The following is a 22,689-nucleotide window of genomic DNA, read 5'->3' on the forward strand; positions in this document are numbered from 1 at the left end:
ACTTCTGCAATTCCCGCTGAGTTGCTATTATCATTTCCCCTACTCCTGATAATGCCCACAACAATGACTCCTAATGCTACATTTGTTTTTCGCGAAATTACCGAGTCGGATATTCCCGCCGTTCAGTCATTTATTATCCGTCATTTGAATCTTTACTTTAGCGCTAACCGGCCAGCCCCCGCCCCACATGAAGATGTATTTGGTATCAACCACCAGTATATTCAGCAACACCGGAATCTGTTACTCGGCGTCTGGAATGCGCAACAACAGCTTATCGCTACGCTGGCTGTATGCCAGTACGATGACAGAATATCGACATTAAAAGGACGGTATCTGTTGTCCGAAACGGCAGAAATTTGTCGTTGTTATGTCGAAAAAGATTACCGCAGACAAGGTATTGGCAGTCAATTAGTCGCGTTGGCAGAACAGTTTTGCCAGCGTCAGCGGTATAAAATACGTTATCTCCATACTCACCACTTTTTACCCGGCGGCTATCAGTTCTGGTTACGTCATCATTTCACCGTTTTTGCTGATGAAGGTGGCGAACAGCAAATCGTACACATGGAAAAACAATCTCAATAATGTGACAGTGCGCTAATAATTTAATTATTTAGTGCCCCTCATTATTTATTCTTCGCGTATTTCACGGCGCAAGTATTAATTGATCAACGTCAAACAATTCTCGTTTAGTTTTTCTATATTCGTTATCAATGTTAAATCAAGGTTAACGGCATGGATGTATCTTACTGAATTTAAAAAGGGTAAATCAATTGAGATAAGTATACCTACTGATTCGAGCGGTTGACGTGATAATGAGATGTCGTTACAGTCCTCAGCAACAGTATTTCAAAATTTATTATTACTTTGAAACGGAATATGGTGCGGATTATTTCTATCTTATGCCATAGCTGCCCCCGCAACTGTAAGCGGATGCTGAATATCCTGGTGTAGTGATGATTCACTGCAGGTCACTGTAAAGTATTTCTTTATGGGAAGGCCGATATTCAGATTACCGCGAGCCAGGAGACCTACTGTTACGGTTGTATACATTGAGTGGACGGGATGGTCCATGGGGTGATTTATTTGACGAATGAACAAAATTGATTCCTGATCAAACTGGCAACAATATGTTTTATTTTCATATTATTTTGCCTGAATGTCATGATGAAATGTCATCTATCGTCATGCGCCTGTCCCGCGAAATAAATAATGACCAGACGCTGAAGCGCTGGCATCAACGGGACAATGATAATGTATTCTGTTTTTACCTCTGCTTATTGCAAATATTCACTTCTGGCGCTGACCGGCGCGGCACTCTTCCTGACCAGTAATATGGCGACGGCAGCAAAGACGCAATATCCGCTGACTATCAAAAACTGTGGTCGAGATATTACCTTTAATAAAGCCCCGCAGCGCGTGACCACTGTCGGTCAGAACAGCACTGAAATCCTCTATTCTTTGGGTCTGGCCGATCGCGTTGTAGGCACATCGCTGTGGTTTGGCCCGGTTCCTGAACAGTACAAAGCGGCGAATGACAAGATTGCAGTCATCGCGCAAAACATACCCAGCTTTGAAGGCATTATCGCCAAAAAACCAGACCTGGTTGCCAGCCAGTTTGAATGGCAGATTGGCCCCGCGGGGACGGTTGCCTCTTATGAACAATTCAGTGAACTCAACGTTCCGGTTTATACCGCCCCTGCCGATTGTGCAAAAGACAATGAAGACGGCGGCGATGGTGTGCGTAAAGGCATGTTTGATATCGCCATGGTCTACCAGGAAGTTGCCGATCTGGCCAAAATCTTCGATGTGCAGGACAAGGGCGATGAGTTGATAGCCAGCCTCAAAGCCCGCGAGGCCGCAGCCAAAACGAAGATCACCGGCATGGACAATAACGTCTCTGCCGTCTTCTGGTTCTCCAGCGCCGACCTGCAACTTGATCCGTATGTTGCCGGTAAATTTGGCCCCGCCGCGTGGATCGCGCAAACCCTCGGGGTAAAAAATGTCATTGATTCCGCGGAAGAGTGGCCGACCGTCGGCTGGGAAACCATTGCCAAAGCCAGTCCATCGGTGATTGTTCTCGGCGAGATGGGCCGTCGCCGTTTCCCGGCGGATGACTGGAAAGTCAAAATGGAATACCTCAAATCTGACCCTGTCACCCGCCTTATCCCGGCGGTGAAAGAAAACCACCTGCCGGTGATTGATGTCCAGACCATGAATGCGGGCATTAGAACCCTTGACGGGCTGGAAAAACTCGCCGATGCGCTGGTGCAATACGGTCTGGCACACCCGCAGGCCACTCATTAATCCTCGTCGCGCGTGATGTCATGCACGGGCATCACGCGCTTTCGCACTCAGGAAAGCCATCAACAATGAGCGAATTACGCAGGACGCGTCGGGCGATGAGTCAGTTTACCCAGCGAACGCTGCTGCACAGCCTGTGGGTCAGCGTAGTGATGTGCGGGGTGCTGCTGGCGGGGATCTCCATCGGTGAGACGTTTATCCCGTGGCAGCATGTCACCCACACGCTGGCAAACCACCTGTTTGGCAGCCAATATCCGGTAGACGCGCTGGATGCCGGGATCATCTGGAACTACCGCCTGACCCGCGCGCTGGTCTCTGCCTGCTGCGGTGCCTGTCTGGCCGTTTCCGGCGTGGTACTGCAATCACTGCTGCGTAATGCGCTGGCCGAACCTTATCTGCTGGGGATCTCTGCCGGAGCGTCGACAGGGGCGGTACTAATTGCGCTGACCGGGCTGGGCGCGGGAATTATCAGCATGTCGCTCGGGGCGTTTATCGGCGCGCTGACGGCATTTCTGTTTGTCGCACTGCTGGCCGTGGCCGCAAGGGGTAAACACGGGTCCGCCACCACGCAAATTATTCTCGCCGGGATCGCCAGCTCGCAGCTGTTCAATGCCATTACCTCGCTCATCATTACCCGTTCGGCCAATGCCGAACAGGCACGCGGCATTATGTTCTGGCTGCTCGGCAATCTGAGCGGCGTACGCTGGCCTGATGTGGTACTGGCCATCCCGACCGCGCTGGTCGGCATCATCGTCTGCTTTTGCTACGCCCGCCATCTGGACGCATTTTCATTTGGCGCAGAGTCAGCGGCCTCGCTGGGCATCCCGGTTAAACGCACTCGCGGCGTACTGATTACCGCGGTGACGGGGATGACCGCGATTATGGTGTCGATTGTCGGGGCCATTGGCTTTGTTGGACTGGTTATCCCTCACGCTGCGCGTTTACTGGTGGGCAATCAGCATCACCGCTTGCTGCCCGTCAGCGCCCTGATTGGTGCCATTTTTCTTATTGTCGCGGACGTCATTTCACGCACCTTACTACCAGGGCAAGTACTGCCTATTGGGGTGATCACTGCGCTGGTTGGCGCGCCCGCATTTTCGATTATTTTGATCCGAGGGAACCCGAGCAAATGACGGTTAACCCACATTTTACCACGCCGCTACGCGCGGTAAATACCGCCAACGATGTGGTCTGCGCTCAGCATCTGCACTGGGAGGTGAAAGGCAAGGCCATCGTCAATGATGTCTCTTTTCAGGTCGCACCCGGCGAGTTTGTGGGCATTATCGGCCCCAACGGTTCGGGGAAAACGTCGCTCATTTCCCTGCTGGCCGGTTTACTCAAGCCCTCCAGCGGCAGCGTTTCGCTTAACCGCAAAGATATTCGCCGCTACTCACGCCGCCATCTGGCGCAAAAGGTCGCCCTGGTTGAACAGCAGGCGGAAACCAGCGAGCGTCTGACCGCCATCCAGGCCGTGTCCCTTGGCCGCACGCCGTGGTTAAGTCTGCTGTCGCCGTGGTCACGGACCGACGACGATATCGTGCAGACGATGCTGGAGAAAGTCTCCCTGCAAAACGTCCAGCATCGCTGCTGGCATACCTTCTCCGGCGGCGAACGCCAGCGCCTGCATATTGCCCGGGCGCTGGCACAACAGCCGCAGGTATTGCTGATGGATGAGCCAACCAATCATCTCGACATCCAGCATCAAATTGGCCTGCTTAACCTGGTTAAACGCGAAAAACTGACCGTGATTGCCGCCCTGCACGATCTGAATCATGCCGCGATGTTTTGCGATCGCATCATGGTGATGACAGCGGGACGACTGGTCATGCAAGGCTGCCCTGTAGCTGTCTTCACCCGAGAAAATCTTAACAACTGGTTTGGCATCGATGCGATTGTCGAACGTGCTGCTGATGAGGCGAGCTGCTTTATTCGCTACCAACGGCCAGCGTAAATATCACAAGGAACCGCAATGAAATGTATTAAACAACGTTTACTCATCCTGTGCCTGTGCGCGTTCACCTCGACGGCGTTCGCACAAACGTATGAAGTGCTGATGAAAAACCGCGGTACCGGCGGACCGATGGTCTACGAGCCGGATTTTCTGGCGATCCAGCCGGGCGATAGCGTGAAGTTTGTTCGCAAACACAAAAGCCACAATGCCGCCTCGATTGCCGAACTCTCCCCCGCCGGGTACCCCGGTTTTATCGGCAAAATCGATGAGGAGATTGAAATCAAATACGACACCGCCGGTTTCTACGGCATCAAATGCTCACCGCACTATGCGCAGGGCATGATCATGCTTATTAAAGTCGGCGACGCCGTTTTACCCGACAGCTACCGCGCGTTTAAAGCCCCCGGCCTTGCTGATAAACGCTTTCAGGACATTTATACCCGCATTGAGAAACCGTAATGGCCCAACCCAAAGAGGATAACGGCGGTGAATAAAAAAACGGATAACGAGGCCATTCTTAGCGAGCGGCGCGATTGCCTGTGTAAGTTGACAAAATTTGTCGGCGCCGCGGGGGTGACCGCAGCCGTCTGGCCACTCATTTCGGCGCTGGGGCCGGACGATAAAACCGTGGCAGAAAATGATCCGGTGGATGTTTCTCTTGCGGGAGTGGCGGCAGGCCAGACGGTGAAACGGATCTGGCAGGGGAAACTGATCCTGATTCGCCATCGTACGCCAGACGAGGTCGCGGCAGCGCAGCAGGCTGACACCCGACTGTTGCTCGACCCGCAGGCGGACAGCGAGCGGGTCACCGCGGCGCATCCGCAGTGGCTGATCGTTCAGGGTTACTGCCCGCATGCCGGATGCGTGCCTAACACCAACCCCAGCGGTCAGGGCTGGATTTGTCCGTGTCACGGCTCAGAGTTTGACACCTCCGGGCGCGTGACGCGAGGTCCGGCCACCGCGAATCTGGCCATCCCTGACTATGCCCTGGCCGCCGATGGTCTGAGTGTACGCCTTGGCACAAAAGAGGCCTGACATGAACGCAACGTCCCCGACAGCACCCCAGCGTCATGTGCAATTTCGCCTTCCGTTCCCCCGCTCCATTACCGGCGTGTGGATCTTTGCCGTCGGCATCATCTTGCTGGTCATGCTGGGCGTGCAAATTCTCTCCGGCATCGTGCTGGCAATGTTCTATGTGCCCACGGCAGATTCCGCGTTTGATTCCATTGTGCATATTATGCGTGCGGTCAGACACGGGGAGCTGGTGCGTAATCTGCACGCCATTGGCGCCTCGCTTTTTTTCTTCGCCTGCTACCTGCATATCTTTCGCGCGATGTATTACAACGTATACCGCAAACCGTATCTGAAGATGTGGGCCATCAGCGTAACACTGTATGTGCTCCTGATGATCACCGCATTTCTCGGCTATAGCCTGATTTGGGCGCAAAAAAGCTATTGGGCCGCCACGGTCATCACCAGCTTTGCCCGCGCAATACCGCTCGTTGGCGATACGCTGTACACCTTTTTGGTTGGCGGGTATGCGCCCGGCACACCGACGTTAGGCCGTTTTTATGTGCTGCACTTTATTATCCCCTTCGCTATTGTTGCGATGACGATATGGCATGTGCGTACCGTCCAGTCGGCGTTCGCCCACGCGATGAAAAAAACGTTCACCGCCCGCGAGTCACAACGTCTGCTGTTTGATTTTCGCGTCACCGAACGCGATGCCCTCAAGCTGACGCTGTTTTTAATGCTGTTTGCGTGGTTCTTATTTTTTGCGCCGCACTACCTCAGCAGTGCCGATAACTTTATCCCCGCCGACCCGACGGTCACGCCCGCCGTTGTCGCACCCGAGTGGTATTTTCTGCCCTTCTTCTCCATTCTGCGCTGTTTTCCCAATGAGCTGGCGGGCATTGCCGCCATGTGCGCATCGGTACTGATCTTCTATTTGTTACCCTGGCTGGATACCTCCCGCGCACGGTTTCGCCATTACAGCAAATGGATCAAACTCGGTTTCTGGATCTGGGTCGGCAATGTGTTCTTTTTAGGCTGGCTGGGGTCAAAAGCGCTGGTCGGGCCCGACCTGCTGGACGGCTTGAGTAACGATGAAGGCTGGATCCGCGCCGCGTCTCAGCTCTCAACGCTTATCTACTTCGCATGGTTTCTGATTGTGATGCCGTGTCGACGCTTACTGGAAAAACAGGACTGACATGATAGGACGATGGTTAAGCTATGCCGCCCTGGCTCTGGGTTTGCTCTGCGGTCACGAACTGTATGCGCAGCTTCCCTCCCAACAGTCGTGGGCATTTAGCGGCGTGAACGGCGCTCACGACACTGAACAGTTACGTCGTGGTTTACAGGTTTACGAAGAAAAATGCCGGGCCTGCCACGGTATGAAATATCTCACCTTCAAAGAACTGACCCAACCTGGCGGGCCGCAACTCACGCAAGCAGAAGCCAAAGCGCTGGCCAGCGGTTATGCATTTGCGACAATTGAAGACGACGGGCAGCCGGGTGAACGGGACGGCAATCTGAACGATGTCTTCGCCTCCCCTTATCTGAACGATCAGGAAGCTAAGTACCTCAACAATGGCGCGCTGCCGGTCGATCTCAGCTATATCGTGCGGGCACGAAGTTACGACCGTGGTTTTCCGCAGTTTATCCTTGATGCGTTTACTCCCTATACCGACAGCGGTGCGGATTACATTTATGCGCTGTTGACGGGGTATTTACCCAACGATCCTGAGATGAAGGCAAACCGGTATTTTCCTGGTGGGACAATCAATATGCCAAAGCCGCTGGCAGACGGTGAGATTACCTGGACCACGCAGTCCCATCTGCCACAAACCGAGGAGCAATACGCACGCGATGTCACCGCGTTTCTGGCATGGGTTGCCGATCCGCAGTTGGCGTCAAGAAAACATCAGGGAATGTACGTGATGGGCTATCTGGTGGTGGTTTTAGCTTTATTAGCACTATTACTGCGAATTCAGTCCCGCTCGCGCAAAAGCAAGACAAACTGAAAACCAGTCAGCGTGAGGCTGGCTGGTCTGCAGATAATTCACGGTTTAGCTATGGCGTTGGCTATTATTACGACGACAGCGTTTGTCGTAATGGCGCACCCACCAGTAGCGGTCGCTGATTTGTTCGTGACCGCCGACGCGAGCCCCCGCCAGCCAGAGCACGCCGCCAACAAAAATACTGAGCACGGCACCGTGTGCAAAAAATTGTGGCAGGTTAAATTGCGGCAGCTGATTTAAGATTGAATAACCGACACCAACAACCATCACCACCAACCCTAAAGCCATGAGCACGTTACCGAGTAACGAAGCGTTTTTGCGTTTCATGTGTCACCTCCGGAACTTTGGGTTGCTACAGGGAATACCCCTAATCCTTATGTGTAAAGTATAGACAACACTGCCGCTCGCAAGTGCGCCTGTGATCACAATTACAAACACTCATGCAACAAAACTTTACAAATAACCCACTGAACACACTCATTTTCTAATAGTCCAGCGAGGCAATTATTCATTTTTTGCCGGTACGCACGCAGTTTTTTGTCAAGCGCGCCGCCAGACAGTAAACTACACGCCGGTTATGGACACACTCAGGACAAAATACGTGACGATTAAATTGATTGTCGGTCTGGCGAATCCCGGCGCTGAATATGCGGCTACGCGACACAATGCCGGCGCATGGTACGTCGATTTGCTGGCAGAGAGATTACGCGCCCCCCTGCGCGATGAGCCGAAATTCTTCGGTTACACCTCCAGAGTGACGCTCGAGGGTGAAGATGTCCGTCTGCTGGTGCCAACCACATTTATGAATCTGAGCGGCAAAGCAGTCAGCGCGATGGCCAGCTTTTATCGGATCAATCCTGATGAAATTTTGGTCGCCCACGACGAATTAGATTTGCCCCCCGGCGTTGCCAAGTTTAAGCTCGGCGGCGGCCACGGCGGGCATAATGGCCTGAAAGACATCATCAGCAAGTTGGGCAATAACCCGAACTTTCATCGCTTACGCGTTGGAATTGGCCATCCCGGCGATAAAAACAAAGTTGTCGGCTTTGTTTTAGGCAAACCGCCTGTTTCAGAACAAAAGTTAATTGATGAAGCCATCGACGAAGCGGCGCGTTGTACCGAGATATTGTTCAAAGATGGCCTGACCAAGGCAACCAGCCGGTTACATACCTTTAAAGCACAATAAGCAGCGATGTGCGGCATTTTTCCCGCGTGCTGTGTATAATAGGCAAAGTTATTTACTTTTCTACAATCTGTTTTCCATAACAGGTTGAATATCAAAAGATTAAGGTGATTTAAACATGGGATTCAAATGCGGTATCGTCGGTTTGCCAAACGTAGGCAAATCCACCCTGTTCAACGCGCTCACCAAAGCGGGTATTGAAGCGGCTAACTTCCCGTTCTGTACTATTGAGCCGAACACTGGCGTTGTACCGATGCCCGATCCGCGTCTGGACCAGTTGGCTGAGATCGTCAAGCCGCAGCGTATTCTCCCGACTACTATGGAATTCGTCGACATTGCCGGTCTGGTAAAAGGCGCATCCAAAGGTGAAGGTCTGGGTAACCAGTTCCTGACCAACATCCGCGAAACCGAAGCGATTGGTCACGTGGTACGCTGCTTTGAAAACGACAATATCATTCACGTTAATAACAAAGTGGATCCGGCTGACGATATCGACGTCATTAATACCGAGTTGGCACTGTCTGACCTGGATACCTGCGAACGCGCGATTCACCGCGTGCAGAAGAGAGCCAAAGGCGGCGACAAAGACGCTAAAGCTGAACTGGCCGCGCTGGAAAAATGCCTGCCACAGCTGGAAAACGCCGGGATGCTGCGTTCACTGACCAACCTGACAGACGAAGACAAAGCCGCCATCAAATACCTGAGCTTCCTGACCCTGAAGCCGACCATGTATATCGCCAACGTTAACGAAGACGGTTTTGAGAACAACCCGTACCTTGATAAAGTGCGTGAAATCGCTGCCGCTGAAGGTTCTGTCGTGGTTGCCGTATGCGCCGCGGTGGAATCCGATATCGCTGAACTCGACGATGCCGATCGTGAAGAATTTATGGCTGAGCTGGGCATTGAAGAGCCGGGTCTGAACCGTGTGATCCGCGCCGGTTACGAGCTGCTGAACCTGCAGACCTATTTCACCGCTGGCGTGAAAGAAGTGCGCGCGTGGACCATTCCTGTCGGTGCGACCGCTCCGCAGGCTGCTGGTAAGATCCACACCGACTTCGAGAAGGGCTTTATCCGTGCACAGACCATCGCGTTTGAAGACTTCATCACCTACAAGGGTGAGCAAGGCGCGAAAGAAGCCGGCAAGATGCGTGCGGAAGGTAAAGATTACATCGTTAAAGATGGCGACGTAATGAACTTCCTGTTCAACGTCTAAATAAAATTTGTTGTCTCATGAGGTTTCGCTGGATCTCATGACATCGATAAAACTCTATAAAATCCACGCAATTGCGTGGATTTTTCATTTCATAGAGTCTTATTTAACCTCAACGGCATCTGTCCAGAAAACGTCGAACATACTTTGTCGTGAGGACAGAAAATACCTATTGCCGCGGAGTCAATCCAGTTTTCCAGATATTTTTGTCCACGCTGCGTAATTTAATAGTGTTTATTATCTGGATTATCGCAATTATTTCCCCTGACTTATTTATTGTTACTTCATTTCAATTATTAACAATAAAAATAAAGCACCAAATATAAATTTTAAAATGACCACCAAAAATACCAACCATTGATAAAATTAAAATAACATCACGTAAGATTGTCGTTTTTTATTTCTCATAGACGAGTATTTACATATCATGATATAATCTCGCGGAAAAAAATGCAGGTTAACAAGCTGCATTTAATGTAAATAAATCTTTGAGGAGAGCATTCCAGTGGGACGTAAATGGGCCAATATTGTTGCTAAAAAAACGGCTAAAGACGGTGCGACGTCTAATATATATGCAAAATTCGGTGTGGAAATCTATGCCGCTGCTAAGCAAGGTGAACCAGACCCAGAATCAAACTCATCTTTAAAATTTGTTATTGAACGTGCGAAGCAAGCACAAGTCCCTAAACACGTTATTGATAAAGCAATTGATAAAGCCAAAGGCGGCGGCGATGAAACATTCGTGCAAGGTCGTTATGAAGGCTTTGGACCCAATGGCTCAATGATTATCGCTGAAACCTTGACGTCAAATGTTAACCGTACCATTGCTAATGTCCGCACAATTTTCAATAAGAAAGGCGGGAGTATCGGAGCGGCAGGCGCTGTCAGCTATATGTTTGACAATACTGGCGTCATTGTATTTGCAGGAAAAGATCCAGACCGTATTTTTGAAATTTTGCTTGATGCTGAAGTTGATGTTCGTGATGTAACCGAAGAAGAAGGAAACATCGTCATTTATACTGAACCTACAGATCTTCACAAAGGGATTGCAGCTCTAAAAGCAGCTGGAATTACTGAATTCTCAACAACTGAATTAGAAATGATTGCTCAAGCAGAAATTGAACTCTCACCAGAAGATTTAGAAATCTTTGAAGGACTTGTTGATGCCCTTGAAGATGATGATGATGTTCAAAAAGTATATCATAACGTTGCAAATCTCTAATTATATATTAAAGAAATCTGTCGTTGTGGCAGATTTCTTAATTTTATAACCTTGTATATTAAAGCATATCCAGTCAGACGCGTTGTTTAAATTTCACCCTATCATTATCGCGCACAAGATATATCTATTTATCCATAGCATTATAAAAGTAATATATCCACGCAATTGCGTGGATTTTTCATTTACCCTGTTGTTGATGCCCGCCGCGATGGCCGTTAATACATCGGAATAGTTAACTCAGAAATGGGTAATCGGTATAACCCACTTCGCTACCGCCAAACAGCGTCGCTGGGTTACCCATTTCTGAAAGTGGCAGGTTTTCTTTCAGACGACGTGGGAAATCTGGATTGGCGATAAAGGGACGTCCGAAAGCGACCAGATCTACGATCCCTGCCGCTAACAGTTTGTCGGCTTTTTCACGGGTGTAATTCCCCGCCACAATAATCGTACCGCTAAAAGTCGCCCGCAGGGTCTCCCGGAACGCACAGGGCACCTGCGGCGCATCATCCCAATCCGCTTCCGCCAGATGAATAAAGGCAATACCTTTTGATTCACACCAGGCCGCCAGAGCCAGAATAGCATCAATAACCTGCGGGTCATCCATGCCACGCTGGGTGATGTACGGGGCCAGACGGATACCGGTACGCTCTGCACCAATGGCCTCGCTGATCGCTTCCAGTATCTGTTGGGCGAAACGCACACGGTTTTCCAGACTACCGCCGTATTCATCGGTTCGTTGGTTTGAAGAACGGCGCAGGAACTGGTCAATCAGATACCCGTTGCCACCGTGAACTTCCACGCCATCAAAACCCGCTTCCACCGCATTGAGGGCCGCCTGCCGGTAATCTGCTATTACCCGTTGAATATCAGCTGTCGTTAGCTCACGTGGAACCGGACAGTCGACCATTTCACCGATACCCTCATTGTTTACCACCCACACCTGCGCATGTGGTGATAACGCAGAAGGAGCTACAGGTTGGCCGTCTGGATGAAAACTTGCATGGGACATACGCCCCACATGCCACAACTGGGAGAAAATCGTACCTCCTGCGCGATGGACCGCATCTGTTACCAGACGCCATCCCGCCACCTGTTCAGCAGAATGAATGCCTGGTGTCCAGGAGTAACCCTGCCCTTGGGCAGAAATCTGTGTTGCTTCGGTGATGATAAGACCGGCAGTGGCGCGCTGCTGATAATACTCGGCCATAAGCGCGCCAGGAATATTACCGGGCTGTACAGTACGGGCACGAGTCATCGGTGCCATAACAATACGGTTTTTTAGCACACGTTTGCCAATAGATGTTGTCTCGAAAAGGGAATGTTGTGGCATGTTCTGCTCTCCTGAGCGGTTAACTATGGCTTGACTTTATGTCATGCAAGTCGCTTTGATAATGGCAGTAATAATTGATTATCTTTTCAGGAAAACGGAATAATGGGTAAATTCGAAGATATGACGTTACTGGTGGAAGTGGTTGAAGCTGGTGGTCTGGCCGCTGCAGGGCGTCGGATGAACCTTTCCCCCGCCACCATGACTGCACGATTAAAGGCGCTGGAAGAACGTTATCAAACCCGGCTGTTTAATCGTTCAACCCGGGCCATCGCATTGACGCGAGCCGGGGAGGAGTTTTACCACGCCGCACTTCGCGTGCAGGAGGAGATGACACAGGCAGAATCAAAACTGACGCAGAAGGACGGACTGCTCAGCGGCAGCCTGCGTATTTCAGCCCCCTCAGACTTTGGCCGACAGTATCTTTCCCCTGCGCTTCTCGATTTCTCCCGTTTGCATCCTGAAGTCAGAAGCTCCGTTTATCTTAGTGAGAGCGTGGTGGATTTGATTGTCAACCGTCTGGATATGAGCGTGCGTTTCGGGAACTTGCCGGACAGTAATCTGGTCACAAAATTCATCCGTCCTAATTATCGGGTGCTGGTTGCGTCAAAAAGCTACCTTGAAGCACACGGAACGCCTCAGTATCCGGATGAATTACACGGGCACCGCTGCCTGGTGATGGAGCAGCGCGGCACGCTGATGAACGAGTGGCGTTTTGAAGAGCAAAATGAAACCGCGGTGGTGCAGGTCACGCCGGCAATGGTATGTGATGACGGCGCCTTGCTTCGTCAGTGGGTACTGGCGGGAGCGGGTATTGCCAGCAAATCCTGGTGGGATGTGAAGCGAGATGTGGAACAAGGGCGACTGAGCGTTTTATTTGCTGAGACTTTTATCGGCTTCAGCCGCCATGACAAGAAACACGTTGGTCTGCAGTTTGTCTACCCTCAACGGCGTTTTCAGCCGTTGCAGGTGACGGCTTTCAGTGAGTTTTTCATTAGCTGGCTGGATAATGAATAACGCAGCTACTATCGGTTTTACGGCCGTGCAGCCACCTGGCGACACCGTTCATCTTCATCTGCGCACGTAGCCATTGAAGCTGGTATCACGGATAACTGGTTCAAATATGTGGGCCCATCGTTAAGCCAAAGCGAAAACAAGCCCCGCTTTTCGGCGTATCCACCAGCGCAATTTCGCTACCATGTAGCTGTAGCATCTGGCGGACGATCATCAACCCCAGTCCTCCTACTCGAACACCTGACGGATTCGCAATCGAAGGACGGATGAATAATCCCTCCATTAATTCTTGCGGGATCCCAGGACCGCTGTCGCTAATTTGCACCATCACTTTATCCGCTTCTCGCCACAAACGCACAGCAACAGTGCCGTTGTCGGGAGTATGGCGAATCGCATTATCCAGCAGGTTGGTCAGCACCCGTTCGATCATCCCGAGGTCTGCATCAATAAGCGGCAGACCTGGCTGAATATCTGCCAGCAATGTCAGCTGTTTAGTCTGGGCAGAAAGTTCGAATTTCTGGAAAACATCCTGCAGCAGTTCACTAATCGAGAATTTCTCTTTCTGCGGTTTAACCACACCATATTCCAGACGAGCCAGCTCAAACAGCGACTGGGAGAGCGCTCCCACCTTTTGGCTCTGTGCGAGAGCAATATTAAGGTAGCGCTGTTTCTCTGCTTCGCTCAGGCTGGCTGACATCACGGACAGGCTTTCAAGGTAGCCGTGTAGTGAGGTTAATGGCGTGCGCAAATCATGGGAAATGTTGGCGATAAACTCACGTCGTAACTGCTCTTGTTGTGCAAGACGATGCCACTGTTCTGCAATGCGCTGGGCCATCGAGATAACCCCTTGTCGCAGTTGGCTAATTTCATCGTTACTGGTATTGATTTGCCGGGGCTGCGCCGCCATTGCCTGCATTTCTTCTATCCCACCGGTTTCCAGGGCATGGACCTGAGCGGACAATTCGCGCAAGGGACGAGTAATCCAGCGCAAGGCAAGTGCCCCCACCACCAGCCCCAACAATGCAACAAGGCTGATGGACAGTAAGACTATCTTCAACAAGGCATCAAATTGCGCATTGCTGTTTAAGGCGTTGTAATTTTCCCCGAGCAAAATGACATACAAGTAGCCTTTTATCTGCCCATCCTGACGCATTGGCGACACGCTAAATACTTTCTTCGCATCAAGGCTACGCGGATCGTCACCATAAATGGGATATTGCGGGTTATTCAGGGCCGCCTGGATAGGTAGTACATCAACCCGCTGACGTTTGATGTGCCCTTCCGGGGCAGCATCACCAATGATATTGCCCTCTTTATCCAGTAAATAAACTTCCACACTGGGATTCACCGCCATCAGATGATCGAACAAATCCCGCATTGACGCTTTATTAAGGCCATCGCGTTCAAGCAAAGGGTAACTTTGGTTGATATGCCCGGCAAGGCCAGAAGAAAGTTGCTGAATAACAGCCTTACTGTATTCAGTGCTGGTTCGCACCTGCAGCCAACCCAACAGGGCACACGACGTAATAAACAGGAGAGCAAAAACCAGCGTTAAACGTTGAGAAAGAGTATAAGTTCGCATAATTACTCGTGTGGCTGTGCGGTGAATTTGTAGCCTTTTCCCCAGACGGTGCGAATAAAGTTAGGTTCCGCCGGGTTATCCTCAATCTTGATCCGTAAGCGATTGATATGTGTGTTCACCGTATGCTCATATCCTTCATGTTCATACCCCCAGACCTGATTTAGCAGACTCAAACGGGAAAAGACTTTATCGGGATGCCGGGCAAAAAAGTAAAGCAAATCAAACTCTCTGGGCGTCAACTCCACCGACTGATGATTAAGTTGAACATCCCGGGCCAGCGGATCAATAGAAAGGTTATCGAAAATCAGTACCCCTGCATCCAGGCGTAAATTCTTACTCATTGCTTCCTGACGGCGAAAGAGCGCTTTTACACGGGCGACCAGTTCAAGCATTGAAAACGGTTTGGCAAGGTAATCGTCAGCCCCCAACTCAAGTCCTAGAATACGATGGGTTTCACCTGACCGGGCGCTGATAATGATGATGGGCGTATAACGCGCCATCGTTCTGGCATGGCGACAAATCTCAAGCCCGTCAACGCCAGGCAGCATCAGGTCCAGGATTAGCGCATCCCAACCCCCCTGGTTAAGTAACGCCATACCGATATTGCCATTGGCCGCATGCGTCACCGTAAACCCCTCCTCACGCAGATGTAGCTGTAACAGCTCAGCGATGTTTTCATCGTCTTCTACGATAAGTAGTTTCTTATCCTGATTCACTTCGTTGTCCCCCACTTTCCTGATACTGAAAGTCTACACAACAAGCGGGTAGAAAGTTGTCACATTTAATTTAACTTTGCGTGAAGCATCGGGGAATAAATTTTACTGATAATGATTTCATCGAACGTTCACTATAAAAACCCGAAAAACATTAATGTTACTGAAGTCACCAATCGTTACTCCCGCGGTTATTAGGAATAATCAATAATATAACTGGTTTGGTGGTAGCTAATACACTCTAACTTTTAAAGGTCAATATAATGAAAAAATTACATGCCGTTATCATGTGCACTACATTGGTTTTGGGGATGACTGGTGCTAATGCAGCAGATAGCATGAGTAAAGACGCAATGGCGAAAGATCACATGGGAAAAATGTCCCATGATTGCAGCAAGGATAAAATGAACAAAGATTGCATATCAAAAGACAACATGCCCAACGACGTAATGACCAAAGAGACGATGACCAAAGATTCAATGGGTAAAGATGAGACGGCTAAAGCGGGGATGGATAAAAAATAATTAATCCGGCATTACCTGCCATGATGTAACATCAGAAATTAGATACATTAAAACCACGCCCTTGCGTGGTTTTTTATCTCTCGCTTTACGCTTAGACTTCCTTACGCACACGCTCAATGTGAATGGTGAGGAACATGATCTCCTCGGTGGTCAATTCCCGCTGGTACGCTTTGCGCAAGTGCAGTGCAATTTTCTCGGCACATCCCCAGGCCCGGGAATAGTTTTCTTTGACGGCACTATGCAATGTTGCATCATCATCCGGCACCACGGTACGTGTCAGCATGCGTTGTGCAAAGAATTTTAGATGCGTCACAAAGCGCTGGTAGCTCAGCGTACTTTCATCATATTCCAGACGCAGTTGATACTTCACCAAATTGAGGATTTCCTGCATCACCTGAGTGATGTGCATCACTTCAGGCATTTCGCTATTAAGCTGCGCGGTGACCAGATGAAGGGCAATAAACCCGGCCTCATCTTCCGCCAGGTCCACATTAAGCCGTTGGCTGATAATCGCCCTCGCTTCCTGTCCCAGTTCAAACTCTCGAGGATACAAACGCCGGGTTTCCCATAACAGCGCATTTTTGATCGCCAGCCCTTTTTTTTGTCGCTCAATGGCGTAATGGCAATGGTCAGTCAGGGTAATGTACAGACTCTCCTGTAGTTTCCCCAACCGCGAGCGCGCCAGTTCAATAATGCGGTCGCAGGTAGTCATCACCTCCAGCGGGATCTGATTCATCAGATCCCCTAAACGATTAACCAGCTCATCACTTTGCAGTGCGAACACTTTCTCGATACGCGACTCATCCAGCGCGTCGCCGACCCGCTTCTGAAACGCAAGACCACGACCCATCACGACCTGTTCGCGCTGCTGTGCATCGAGGATAACGACAACATTATTATTAAGAATTTTGGCGATGATCATCTGAACCCCAAAAACAAAAAAACCTGACTCCTGACAATCGCCAGAAATCAGGTTTTGCCTGCAGTACGCAGTTACAATCCATTCGCGTAATCTAACACTTCGGCGTTTTTATTTGAACTGTCTGGGTGAAAAACGTGATTCAGATCGCGCGCTATTTTTACAAAATTCAGAACATATTAAAGCGATACTCAATGATAATTTCAGAGGCCAAAGTGTGCGCCCGCGTATAGTGCCCGTCGGTAAGCACCGGTGTTTTGCCCTTGCTTTTGTATGACCATCCAGGACCAACCATTGCCCACACCGTCAGGTTTTTAAACACCGGATCGGTGGGAACCCAGCGGCTGAAGGCGTTAATCTCGCCAGAACGGACATGGTTGCCCTTGTAGTTGAACTGCGCAATGTTACCCACCAGCCCTACGGTCAACGCAGGCGTTAGCTGATAATCAGCCATGTCGGCCATCACCAACTCGCCATCACGCATGTAATCATCACCCGCGTAGGCCATTGAAATAAAGGTTCCGCGCGAGTTTTTACTCAGATGGCGTGGATAGAAACCAATTTCGTTGGCTTTATTAGCATCGGTATAGCCGATACCCCATTTATTGCTCCAGCGGTCTGCTTTCCAGGTAATGTCGAGAGCGAAATGCCAGGCTTGATCGTCAAAATCGCGTTTATCAGCAGGCATAGCGCGGTAGTCATCCAGTGCCTGAGTGGCGTAAATTTGGCTGCCAATATTCAACCGCGGAAGTGGTCTGACGTTGCTAAACAGCAACTGGCGGCGCAGGTAGTTCTGGCTTTCACCATACGCATACTGAACATCCAGCAACGGTGTTTTCCACTTCACATCTCCCCCAACCAGATGATTAATATCCTGCCCGGTATTGGTCTGGAAATGTACCTTTTCTGGTGAATTACGTTCCATCGCGTTTTCTAAATACGCGCCGTGAAGCGCCACATCGCCATAGGTCGCCCCACCGCTTATGCCGGAGTAGGTGGTTGGCGAGAGTCGGGTGGAGCTCGAGATCACGCCATAGTTCTTGAACGTCTGCCAGCCCCAGCGGGCATTCAGTTGGGTGCCACCCAGCGCATACTTCATTTTAATATTGCGTTGACCAAATTTAGAAAAACCTTCGGCGTTGCTTTTTTTATTTCCTTTGCCCTTGCTGTACAAAATACCACGAGAATTAAAGTAATCACTGGCGCCTAATTTTATCGCGCTATAATAAACAGCATCAACGCCGATAATGTCAGCAAAATATCCGGACTGATAGTCAACGGCGAACCCTTGCCCCCACGCACTGTGCACATGCTTAGGGTTGGCGATATCCTCCTTCAGATACTTCCAGTAATTCTTAGCAGACAGTGTTAAATGCGAATCGGAAATAAAGGGGTCGATAACCCCTACATCAGATTGGGTAGTAGAAGGTTCCTGTCCATTATTGGTGACAGCCCAGGTAGATGCAGAAACCCCAAGCGTAATAAATGCAAAAGAAATACGTATCAGATTCATTTTATTATCCCAGAAGCAGCCGAAGCCGGGCCCTGCCAGAAAATGGCATACCAGTATTTCAGCCCTAAAAGAAAATCAGTGAATTATGTTATTACTCACCCGTAAGAGATTTCTTCCCTGCATCAACATATTTCAACGTGCCAATCTCTGGCACAGTATATTTGCCGTTTTTATAAACTATTTTCACTACCGCGGCATTGGCAATGGGCTTATTTCTGGCTGGATCAGGGGTCAAATCAGAGATCATAATTTGCATTGACATACCGGATGAAATAACCAGAACATTTTTGTCACCCTCCGCTTTTGCCCGTTCGACAATGGTGCTTAGCGCAGCCTGCGTGCGGGCTTTTACCTGCGCGTAATTCTCTGCCAGACCGCTAGGATCGGCGCTTGCCAGCGCATTCTGGCTATCGCGTAGCGCAATCTTGCCTGCCATCATCGCATTGAATAATTCACCCCCATCGGCCATACCGAGCTTGTGCGCAGCAGCATTGGCCATCTCTTTATTGTGCGCCCCTTCAAAACTGCCAAAAAAAGCCTCACGCAGGCCTGGCAGTTCATTTAGATGATAATCAGTGATACCCTTCTGAGTTAAAACAACTGCCATTGTTTCACGTTGTCTTCCTGCATCACTGGAATAGAAACGATCAAAATGAATATCTTTTAGCCCCTCACCTAAATAGCGCGCGACCAGGCGACCTTGATCGGTGAGAGGGGAATCTGCCCATCCCTGAACACGATCAAACGTATTTAAAAACGTTTTACCATGACGTGCGATATAAATGTTTACGCCTTGTTCTTCAGGGGCATCTTTCTTATCATTCGCCATAACGACTGGGCTATTAATCACGCTAGCCAGAGCAAGAAAAGCAAGCAACCATTTTTTCACGTGTGACCTTCCGCTTATCATTCTTATACGTCAGAAACAAAAAAACCTACGCCAACTTCCCGATCGGTTAATTTTGATCGGGAGGGTGAGCGTAGGTTTTGCCTGTGGATACAGTAACAATCCAATGGCCGGGGACCATATCACTAATAATTTTGTATGACATCATGTTTATTAAAAGAAAACGCAGAAATATGATCGTGTTCATAACGTGGGTGACAGATTGGATTATTGACACTCGCAAACACGGTGTATTAAGCCAAAAAAGTGAAACCGGTCACAGAAACCAGCGTGGACATCTGGACTAAATCGATTCCAACGCGTATTTTCGTTGCAGTTCCGGGATTGTTACTGAATCAGGCAAAACCTAAGGCACTTTTATGCAGCTATGCTGCAGCGAAGTGCCTTAGGTTTTTTTTTGCGCTGAATTCAGCCCCGCCAGTCAGAGATAAGGATTAAAGATGAAAATAACTCTCCTCGCTGCAACGTTACTGTCCATGTTTGCCTGTTCTGCCTTCGCTGGCGCTGCGCCGCTGAAGATACTGATTGTCAACGATGATGGTTGTGAATCTTCCGGCAGTACCTCATTACAGGAAAAGCTGGCAGCCAAAGGCTTTGACGTCTGGATGGTCGCCCCCGCCACAAATCAGAGCGGTATTGGTTCAGCCATTACGTTTAAAACCGGTAAGCTGTTCGATGTCAAAAAAGTCGCCGACAAGCGCTATTGCTTCCCCGGAACACCCGCTGACGCCGTCGATTTTGGCTTACAGGGCGTGCTGAAAAACAGTCCTCCGGATCTCGTGATTTCAGGCGTGAATGACGGCCCCAACACTGGGATGGCGCAGGTGAACTCCGGTACCGTCAGCGCAGCGGCGCGAGCAATCCGCTACGGCTACCCGGCGATTGCCGCCAGTATCGGCTATATCCTTAGCGAACAAGAAATGAAAAACAAATGGCCCAGCACGCACAAGTACTGGCCCGACTCCGTTGATTATGTCGTGGAGGTTGTTGAAACCCTTAATGCCAGACACACGCCAGGTACGCCGCTACTGCCAAAAGGTTCTGGGCTGAGCATCAACTACCCTGCGCTGGCAAAAGCGGAGATCAAAGGTGTGCGCTACGTCGAGAATGAAACGTTTCCGACTCCGCAAATCGGTTATGAGTTGATGGCCAACGGCCAGGCAAAACAAACTATTAATCCAGCCGCACTGGAAAATACGCAGGATAATACCGATTCTGGCTGGCTCAATAAGGGATACATCACCTATACCCTTTTCGACGGCTCCTGGGATGCACCCGCGTTCCAGGCACAATACGAAGCATTGCTAAAAAAATAGCCCATTGCGCGGCGCATAATGATTGCGCAGGCGGGAAAAACCTGTAGTACCGGCGGGTTGGCCGTTCGGTACTCGGTTTTAAAGATCTCAGTACGGATAAGATGAATGAAGATGAAATTTGAGGAGCTGGCCAGCGATATCCTGCGTCACGTGGGCGGTGGTGAAAACATCAACAGTGTGGTGCACTGCGCAACCCGGCTTCGTTTTAAGCTTAAGGATGACAGTCTGGCCGATGCTGAGGCGCTGAAAGCCAATTCCGACATTATTATGGTCGTCGAGAGCGGTGGGCAGTTTCAGGTTGTTGTTGGCAACCACGTCCATGATGTCTGGCTGGCCGTCTGCCAGGCAGCGGGTATCAGCGATGATGTCCCGAGCCGAACAGAACCATCAGACGATAAAGGGGGGCTGCTGGCAAAATTTATCGATATGGTTTCGGGTATTTTTACGCCGTTTCTTGGCGTGATGGCAGCCTGCGGTATCCTCAAAGGTTTTCTCGCCCTGAGTCTGGTTTGCGGCTGGATGACCGAAAATAGCGGAACCTGGCGTATTCTGTTCGCCACCGGCGATGCATTGTTTTATTTCCTGCCCATGGTGCTCGGCTATACTGCCGGCAAAAAATTTGGCGGTAATCCCTTCTTAACCATGGTCATCGGTGGGGCCCTGATCCACCCGATGATGATTGCCGCATTTCGCGCGAGCGCCGATGGCGCAACCGAGACATTCCTCGGGATCCCGGTGGTGTTTATTAACTACGCCTCCTCAGTCATTCCCGTTATTTTTGCCGCCTGGTTTTGTTGCTGGCTGGAACGCCAGTGCAACAAGGTACTGCCCTCTGCGGTAAAAAACTTCCTCACCCCGCTTATCTGCCTGTCCGTCACCGTACCGTTGACCTTTCTGGCAATTGGCCCACTGGCAACAGGCCTTGGCGAACTGCTGGCGGCCGGTTTTCAGACCATATATAAATTCGCCCCCTGGCTGGCGGGTAGCATCCTCGGTGGTCTGTGGCAGGTGTGCGTGATCTTCGGTCTGCACTGGGGACTGATCCCGTTGATGATGAATAATATGGCGGTGGTGGGTCACGATCCCATGCTGGCTATCCTGCTGCCGGCCGTATTTGGACAGGTCGGCGCCGCGCTGGGGGTTTTCATCAAAACCCGCGATCGGCGTCTGAAAGCGCTGTCCGGCTCAGCCACTGTAGCCGGCGTCTTTGGCATCACCGAACCTGCCGTGTATGGCGTCACGCTACCCTATCGTCGTCCGTTTATTTTTGGCTGCGTCGGGGGGGCCATCGGCGGTGCCATCGTCGGCTTTAGCCTGAGCCAGGTCTATTCTTTTGGACTGGCCAGTATCTTCACGCTGGCACAAATCATTCCGACAAGTGGTTTTGACTTCACCGTCTGGGGAGCCATTATCGGTGTGGTCGTTTCATTCCTCTTCGCCTGTCTGATGACTATTGTTGCGGGCCTGCCTGCCGCATCGGCAGCCTCAACGCCCGTTCCGGCAACCATTACCGCAACCCTCGATGAAAACACGGTACTTGCGCCCCTGAGTGGCGTCACGATTGCACTTGATGAAGTACCGGATGCCACCTTCGCCAGCGGTCTGATGGGTGCAGGTGCAGCCATCATCCCGGCAGAAGGAAGAGTCATAGCCCCCTTCAGTGGCGAAGTTGCCAGCCTGTTTTCAACACGCCATGCCATTGGGTTACTCAGCGATAGCGGCATTGAAATCCTGATTCACGTCGGTATTGATACCGTCAAACTTAACGGTGAACACTTCACTGCGCATGTCAAAGAAGGCGACAAGATTCACCCCGGTGAACTGCTGATTACCTTCGATCGTGAAGCCATCCTGAGCAAAGGTTTTGACCTGAGCACCCCCATCATTATGAGCAACAGTGACGACTTTGCCGGACTGGAACACCAGCATGAAACACCGTATGTCAATGCTGGCGATCCGTTCCTGTGCGTCAAACGCTAATTTTAAA

General features: G+C 50.4%; 22 protein-coding genes and 1 riboswitch. Of the genes, 15 read left to right on the forward strand and 7 right to left on the reverse strand.

The window, feature by feature from the left end; translation table 11 throughout:
• Positions 1-63: 63 nt before the first annotated feature.
• The 8 genes from QNN86_RS18620 (at position 64) to QNN86_RS18655 (ending at position 7,275) form a co-directional block, all read left to right on the forward strand.
• Entirely contained in the window at positions 64-582 is a 519-nt protein-coding gene (locus tag QNN86_RS18620) for a GNAT family N-acetyltransferase (RefSeq protein WP_181617130.1), read from the forward strand.
• 240 nt (positions 583-822) lie between these two features.
• A riboswitch (cobalamin riboswitch) is annotated at positions 823-1,051 on the forward strand.
• 200 nt (positions 1,052-1,251) lie between these two features.
• Positions 1,252-2,304 (forward strand): ABC transporter substrate-binding protein, encoded by a 1,053-nt coding sequence (locus QNN86_RS18625; protein ID WP_181617131.1) that lies wholly within the window; start codon positions 1,252-1,254, stop codon positions 2,302-2,304.
• Between the two features lie 65 nt (positions 2,305-2,369).
• Positions 2,370-3,434, forward strand: a complete 1,065-nt coding sequence (locus QNN86_RS18630; RefSeq protein WP_181617132.1) for a FecCD family ABC transporter permease — start codon at positions 2,370-2,372, stop codon at positions 3,432-3,434.
• A complete protein-coding gene (locus QNN86_RS18635; protein WP_414212119.1) occupies positions 3,431-4,252 on the forward strand; it encodes an ABC transporter ATP-binding protein in 822 nt (273 codons plus the stop codon). Before QNN86_RS18630 ends, QNN86_RS18635 begins: the two co-directional genes overlap by 4 nt.
• 18 nt (positions 4,253-4,270) lie before the next feature.
• Positions 4,271-4,711 (forward strand): pseudoazurin, encoded by a 441-nt coding sequence (locus tag QNN86_RS18640; RefSeq protein ID WP_135911901.1) that lies wholly within the window; start codon positions 4,271-4,273, stop codon positions 4,709-4,711.
• Positions 4,712-4,738: 27 nt separating this feature from the next.
• On the forward strand, positions 4,739-5,287 hold the full coding sequence (petA, locus tag QNN86_RS18645; RefSeq protein ID WP_181617134.1) for a ubiquinol-cytochrome c reductase iron-sulfur subunit: 549 nt from the start codon (positions 4,739-4,741) through the stop codon (positions 5,285-5,287).
• A 1-nt stretch (position 5,288) separates the two neighbouring features.
• Positions 5,289-6,461, forward strand: coding sequence for a cytochrome b N-terminal domain-containing protein (locus QNN86_RS18650; RefSeq protein WP_182269706.1), 1,173 nt, complete (start codon positions 5,289-5,291; stop codon positions 6,459-6,461).
• A gap of 1 nt (position 6,462) precedes the next feature.
• On the forward strand, positions 6,463-7,275 hold the full coding sequence (locus tag QNN86_RS18655; RefSeq protein ID WP_414212122.1) for a cytochrome c1: 813 nt from the start codon (positions 6,463-6,465) through the stop codon (positions 7,273-7,275).
• Positions 7,276-7,320: 45 nt separating this feature from the next.
• Here the strand turns inward: QNN86_RS18655 and ychH are convergent, their stop codons facing one another.
• Positions 7,321-7,599, reverse strand: coding sequence for a stress-induced protein YchH (gene ychH, locus QNN86_RS18660; protein WP_045443721.1), 279 nt, complete (start codon positions 7,597-7,599; stop codon positions 7,321-7,323).
• Between the two features lie 274 nt (positions 7,600-7,873).
• Between ychH and pth the strand changes: the two genes are divergently transcribed.
• The 3 genes from pth to QNN86_RS18675 all read left to right on the forward strand — a co-directional run bounded on the left by pth (position 7,874) and on the right by QNN86_RS18675 (position 10,887).
• The gene (gene pth / locus QNN86_RS18665; RefSeq protein ID WP_046275292.1) at positions 7,874-8,458 is read left to right on the forward strand and encodes an aminoacyl-tRNA hydrolase; all 585 of its coding nucleotides are present in this window, start codon (positions 7,874-7,876) and stop codon (positions 8,456-8,458) included.
• Positions 8,459-8,573: 115 nt separating this feature from the next.
• Positions 8,574-9,668 (forward strand): redox-regulated ATPase YchF, encoded by a 1,095-nt coding sequence (gene ychF / locus QNN86_RS18670; protein WP_181617137.1) that lies wholly within the window; start codon positions 8,574-8,576, stop codon positions 9,666-9,668.
• Between the two features lie 502 nt (positions 9,669-10,170).
• Complete coding sequence (locus tag QNN86_RS18675; RefSeq protein WP_182269705.1) at positions 10,171-10,887, forward strand: YebC/PmpR family DNA-binding transcriptional regulator; 717 nt, start codon at positions 10,171-10,173, stop codon at positions 10,885-10,887.
• A gap of 232 nt (positions 10,888-11,119) precedes the next feature.
• Here QNN86_RS18675 and QNN86_RS18680 read toward each other — a convergent pair whose 3' ends face one another.
• On the reverse strand, positions 11,120-12,217 hold the full coding sequence (locus QNN86_RS18680; RefSeq protein ID WP_182269704.1) for an N-ethylmaleimide reductase: 1,098 nt from the start codon (positions 12,215-12,217) through the stop codon (positions 11,120-11,122).
• Positions 12,218-12,319: 102 nt separating this feature from the next.
• Between QNN86_RS18680 and QNN86_RS18685 the strand changes: the two genes are divergently transcribed.
• Positions 12,320-13,231 carry a LysR family transcriptional regulator gene (locus tag QNN86_RS18685; RefSeq protein ID WP_115258275.1) on the forward strand — a complete coding sequence of 304 codons (912 nt, stop codon included), beginning with the start codon at positions 12,320-12,322 and terminating at the stop codon, positions 13,229-13,231.
• A 100-nt stretch (positions 13,232-13,331) separates the two neighbouring features.
• Here QNN86_RS18685 and QNN86_RS18690 read toward each other — a convergent pair whose 3' ends face one another.
• A complete protein-coding gene (locus QNN86_RS18690) occupies positions 13,332-14,810 on the reverse strand; it encodes an ATP-binding protein (protein ID WP_414212126.1) in 1,479 nt (492 codons plus the stop codon).
• Between the two features lie 2 nt (positions 14,811-14,812).
• Positions 14,813-15,526: a response regulator transcription factor gene (locus QNN86_RS18695; RefSeq protein ID WP_279278013.1), complete on the reverse strand. Its 714-nt coding sequence runs from the start codon at positions 15,524-15,526 to the stop codon at positions 14,813-14,815.
• 260 nt (positions 15,527-15,786) lie between these two features.
• On the opposite strand from QNN86_RS18695, the gene QNN86_RS18700 reads away from it, so the two are divergent.
• Positions 15,787-16,047: a pentapeptide MXKDX repeat protein gene (locus tag QNN86_RS18700; protein WP_181617142.1), complete on the forward strand. Its 261-nt coding sequence runs from the start codon at positions 15,787-15,789 to the stop codon at positions 16,045-16,047.
• 91 nt (positions 16,048-16,138) lie between these two features.
• Here QNN86_RS18700 and licT read toward each other — a convergent pair whose 3' ends face one another.
• The 3 genes from licT to QNN86_RS18715 form a co-directional block, all read right to left on the reverse strand.
• Entirely contained in the window at positions 16,139-16,969 is an 831-nt protein-coding gene (gene licT / locus QNN86_RS18705; RefSeq protein ID WP_181617143.1) for a BglG family transcription antiterminator LicT, read from the reverse strand.
• A 166-nt stretch (positions 16,970-17,135) separates the two neighbouring features.
• Positions 17,136-18,479, reverse strand: a complete 1,344-nt coding sequence (locus tag QNN86_RS18710; protein ID WP_414212129.1) for an OprD family outer membrane porin — start codon at positions 18,477-18,479, stop codon at positions 17,136-17,138.
• A gap of 91 nt (positions 18,480-18,570) precedes the next feature.
• Positions 18,571-19,308 (reverse strand): histidine phosphatase family protein, encoded by a 738-nt coding sequence (locus QNN86_RS18715; RefSeq protein WP_181619488.1) that lies wholly within the window; start codon positions 19,306-19,308, stop codon positions 18,571-18,573.
• Between the two features lie 554 nt (positions 19,309-19,862).
• Here QNN86_RS18715 and surE point away from each other — a divergent pair.
• Both surE and bglF read left to right on the forward strand, forming a co-directional pair.
• Complete coding sequence (gene surE / locus QNN86_RS18720; protein ID WP_414212145.1) at positions 19,863-20,702, forward strand: 5'/3'-nucleotidase SurE; 840 nt, start codon at positions 19,863-19,865, stop codon at positions 20,700-20,702.
• Between the two features lie 111 nt (positions 20,703-20,813).
• Positions 20,814-22,682, forward strand: a complete 1,869-nt coding sequence (gene bglF, locus QNN86_RS18725; protein WP_181619489.1) for a PTS beta-glucoside transporter subunit IIABC — start codon at positions 20,814-20,816, stop codon at positions 22,680-22,682.
• Positions 22,683-22,689 lie beyond the last annotated feature (7 nt).

It is taken from the genome of Citrobacter sp. C348 (genome assembly GCF_047467975.1).
GTDB lineage: Bacteria > Pseudomonadota > Gammaproteobacteria > Enterobacterales > Enterobacteriaceae > Citrobacter > Citrobacter gillenii.

Excerpts from the sequence above, each read along its gene's own strand:
- QNN86_RS18620 (WP_181617130.1), top strand. The coding sequence starts at position 64 with ATGACTCCTAATGCTACATTTGTTTTTCGCGAAATTACCGAGTCGGAT.
- QNN86_RS18625 (WP_181617131.1), top strand. The coding sequence starts at position 1,252 with ATGTATTCTGTTTTTACCTCTGCTTATTGCAAATATTCACTTCTGGCG.
- QNN86_RS18630 (WP_181617132.1), top strand. The coding sequence starts at position 2,370 with ATGAGCGAATTACGCAGGACGCGTCGGGCGATGAGTCAGTTTACCCAG.
- QNN86_RS18635 (WP_414212119.1), top strand. The coding sequence starts at position 3,431 with ATGACGGTTAACCCACATTTTACCACGCCGCTACGCGCGGTAAATACC.
- QNN86_RS18640 (WP_135911901.1), top strand. The coding sequence starts at position 4,271 with ATGAAATGTATTAAACAACGTTTACTCATCCTGTGCCTGTGCGCGTTC.
- QNN86_RS18650 (WP_182269706.1), top strand. The coding sequence starts at position 5,289 with ATGAACGCAACGTCCCCGACAGCACCCCAGCGTCATGTGCAATTTCGC.
- QNN86_RS18655 (WP_414212122.1), top strand. The coding sequence starts at position 6,463 with ATGATAGGACGATGGTTAAGCTATGCCGCCCTGGCTCTGGGTTTGCTC.
- ychH (WP_045443721.1), bottom strand. The coding sequence starts at position 7,599 with ATGAAACGCAAAAACGCTTCGTTACTCGGTAACGTGCTCATGGCTTTA.
- ychF (WP_181617137.1), top strand. The coding sequence starts at position 8,574 with ATGGGATTCAAATGCGGTATCGTCGGTTTGCCAAACGTAGGCAAATCC.
- QNN86_RS18680 (WP_182269704.1), bottom strand. The coding sequence starts at position 12,217 with ATGCCACAACATTCCCTTTTCGAGACAACATCTATTGGCAAACGTGTG.
- QNN86_RS18685 (WP_115258275.1), top strand. The coding sequence starts at position 12,320 with ATGGGTAAATTCGAAGATATGACGTTACTGGTGGAAGTGGTTGAAGCT.
- QNN86_RS18690 (WP_414212126.1), bottom strand. The coding sequence starts at position 14,810 with ATGCGAACTTATACTCTTTCTCAACGTTTAACGCTGGTTTTTGCTCTC.
- QNN86_RS18700 (WP_181617142.1), top strand. The coding sequence starts at position 15,787 with ATGAAAAAATTACATGCCGTTATCATGTGCACTACATTGGTTTTGGGG.
- licT (WP_181617143.1), bottom strand. The coding sequence starts at position 16,969 with ATGATCATCGCCAAAATTCTTAATAATAATGTTGTCGTTATCCTCGAT.
- QNN86_RS18710 (WP_414212129.1), bottom strand. The coding sequence starts at position 18,479 with ATGAATCTGATACGTATTTCTTTTGCATTTATTACGCTTGGGGTTTCT.
- QNN86_RS18715 (WP_181619488.1), bottom strand. The coding sequence starts at position 19,308 with ATGGCGAATGATAAGAAAGATGCCCCTGAAGAACAAGGCGTAAACATT.
- surE (WP_414212145.1), top strand. The coding sequence starts at position 19,863 with ATGTTTGCCTGTTCTGCCTTCGCTGGCGCTGCGCCGCTGAAGATACTG.
- bglF (WP_181619489.1), top strand. The coding sequence starts at position 20,814 with ATGAAATTTGAGGAGCTGGCCAGCGATATCCTGCGTCACGTGGGCGGT.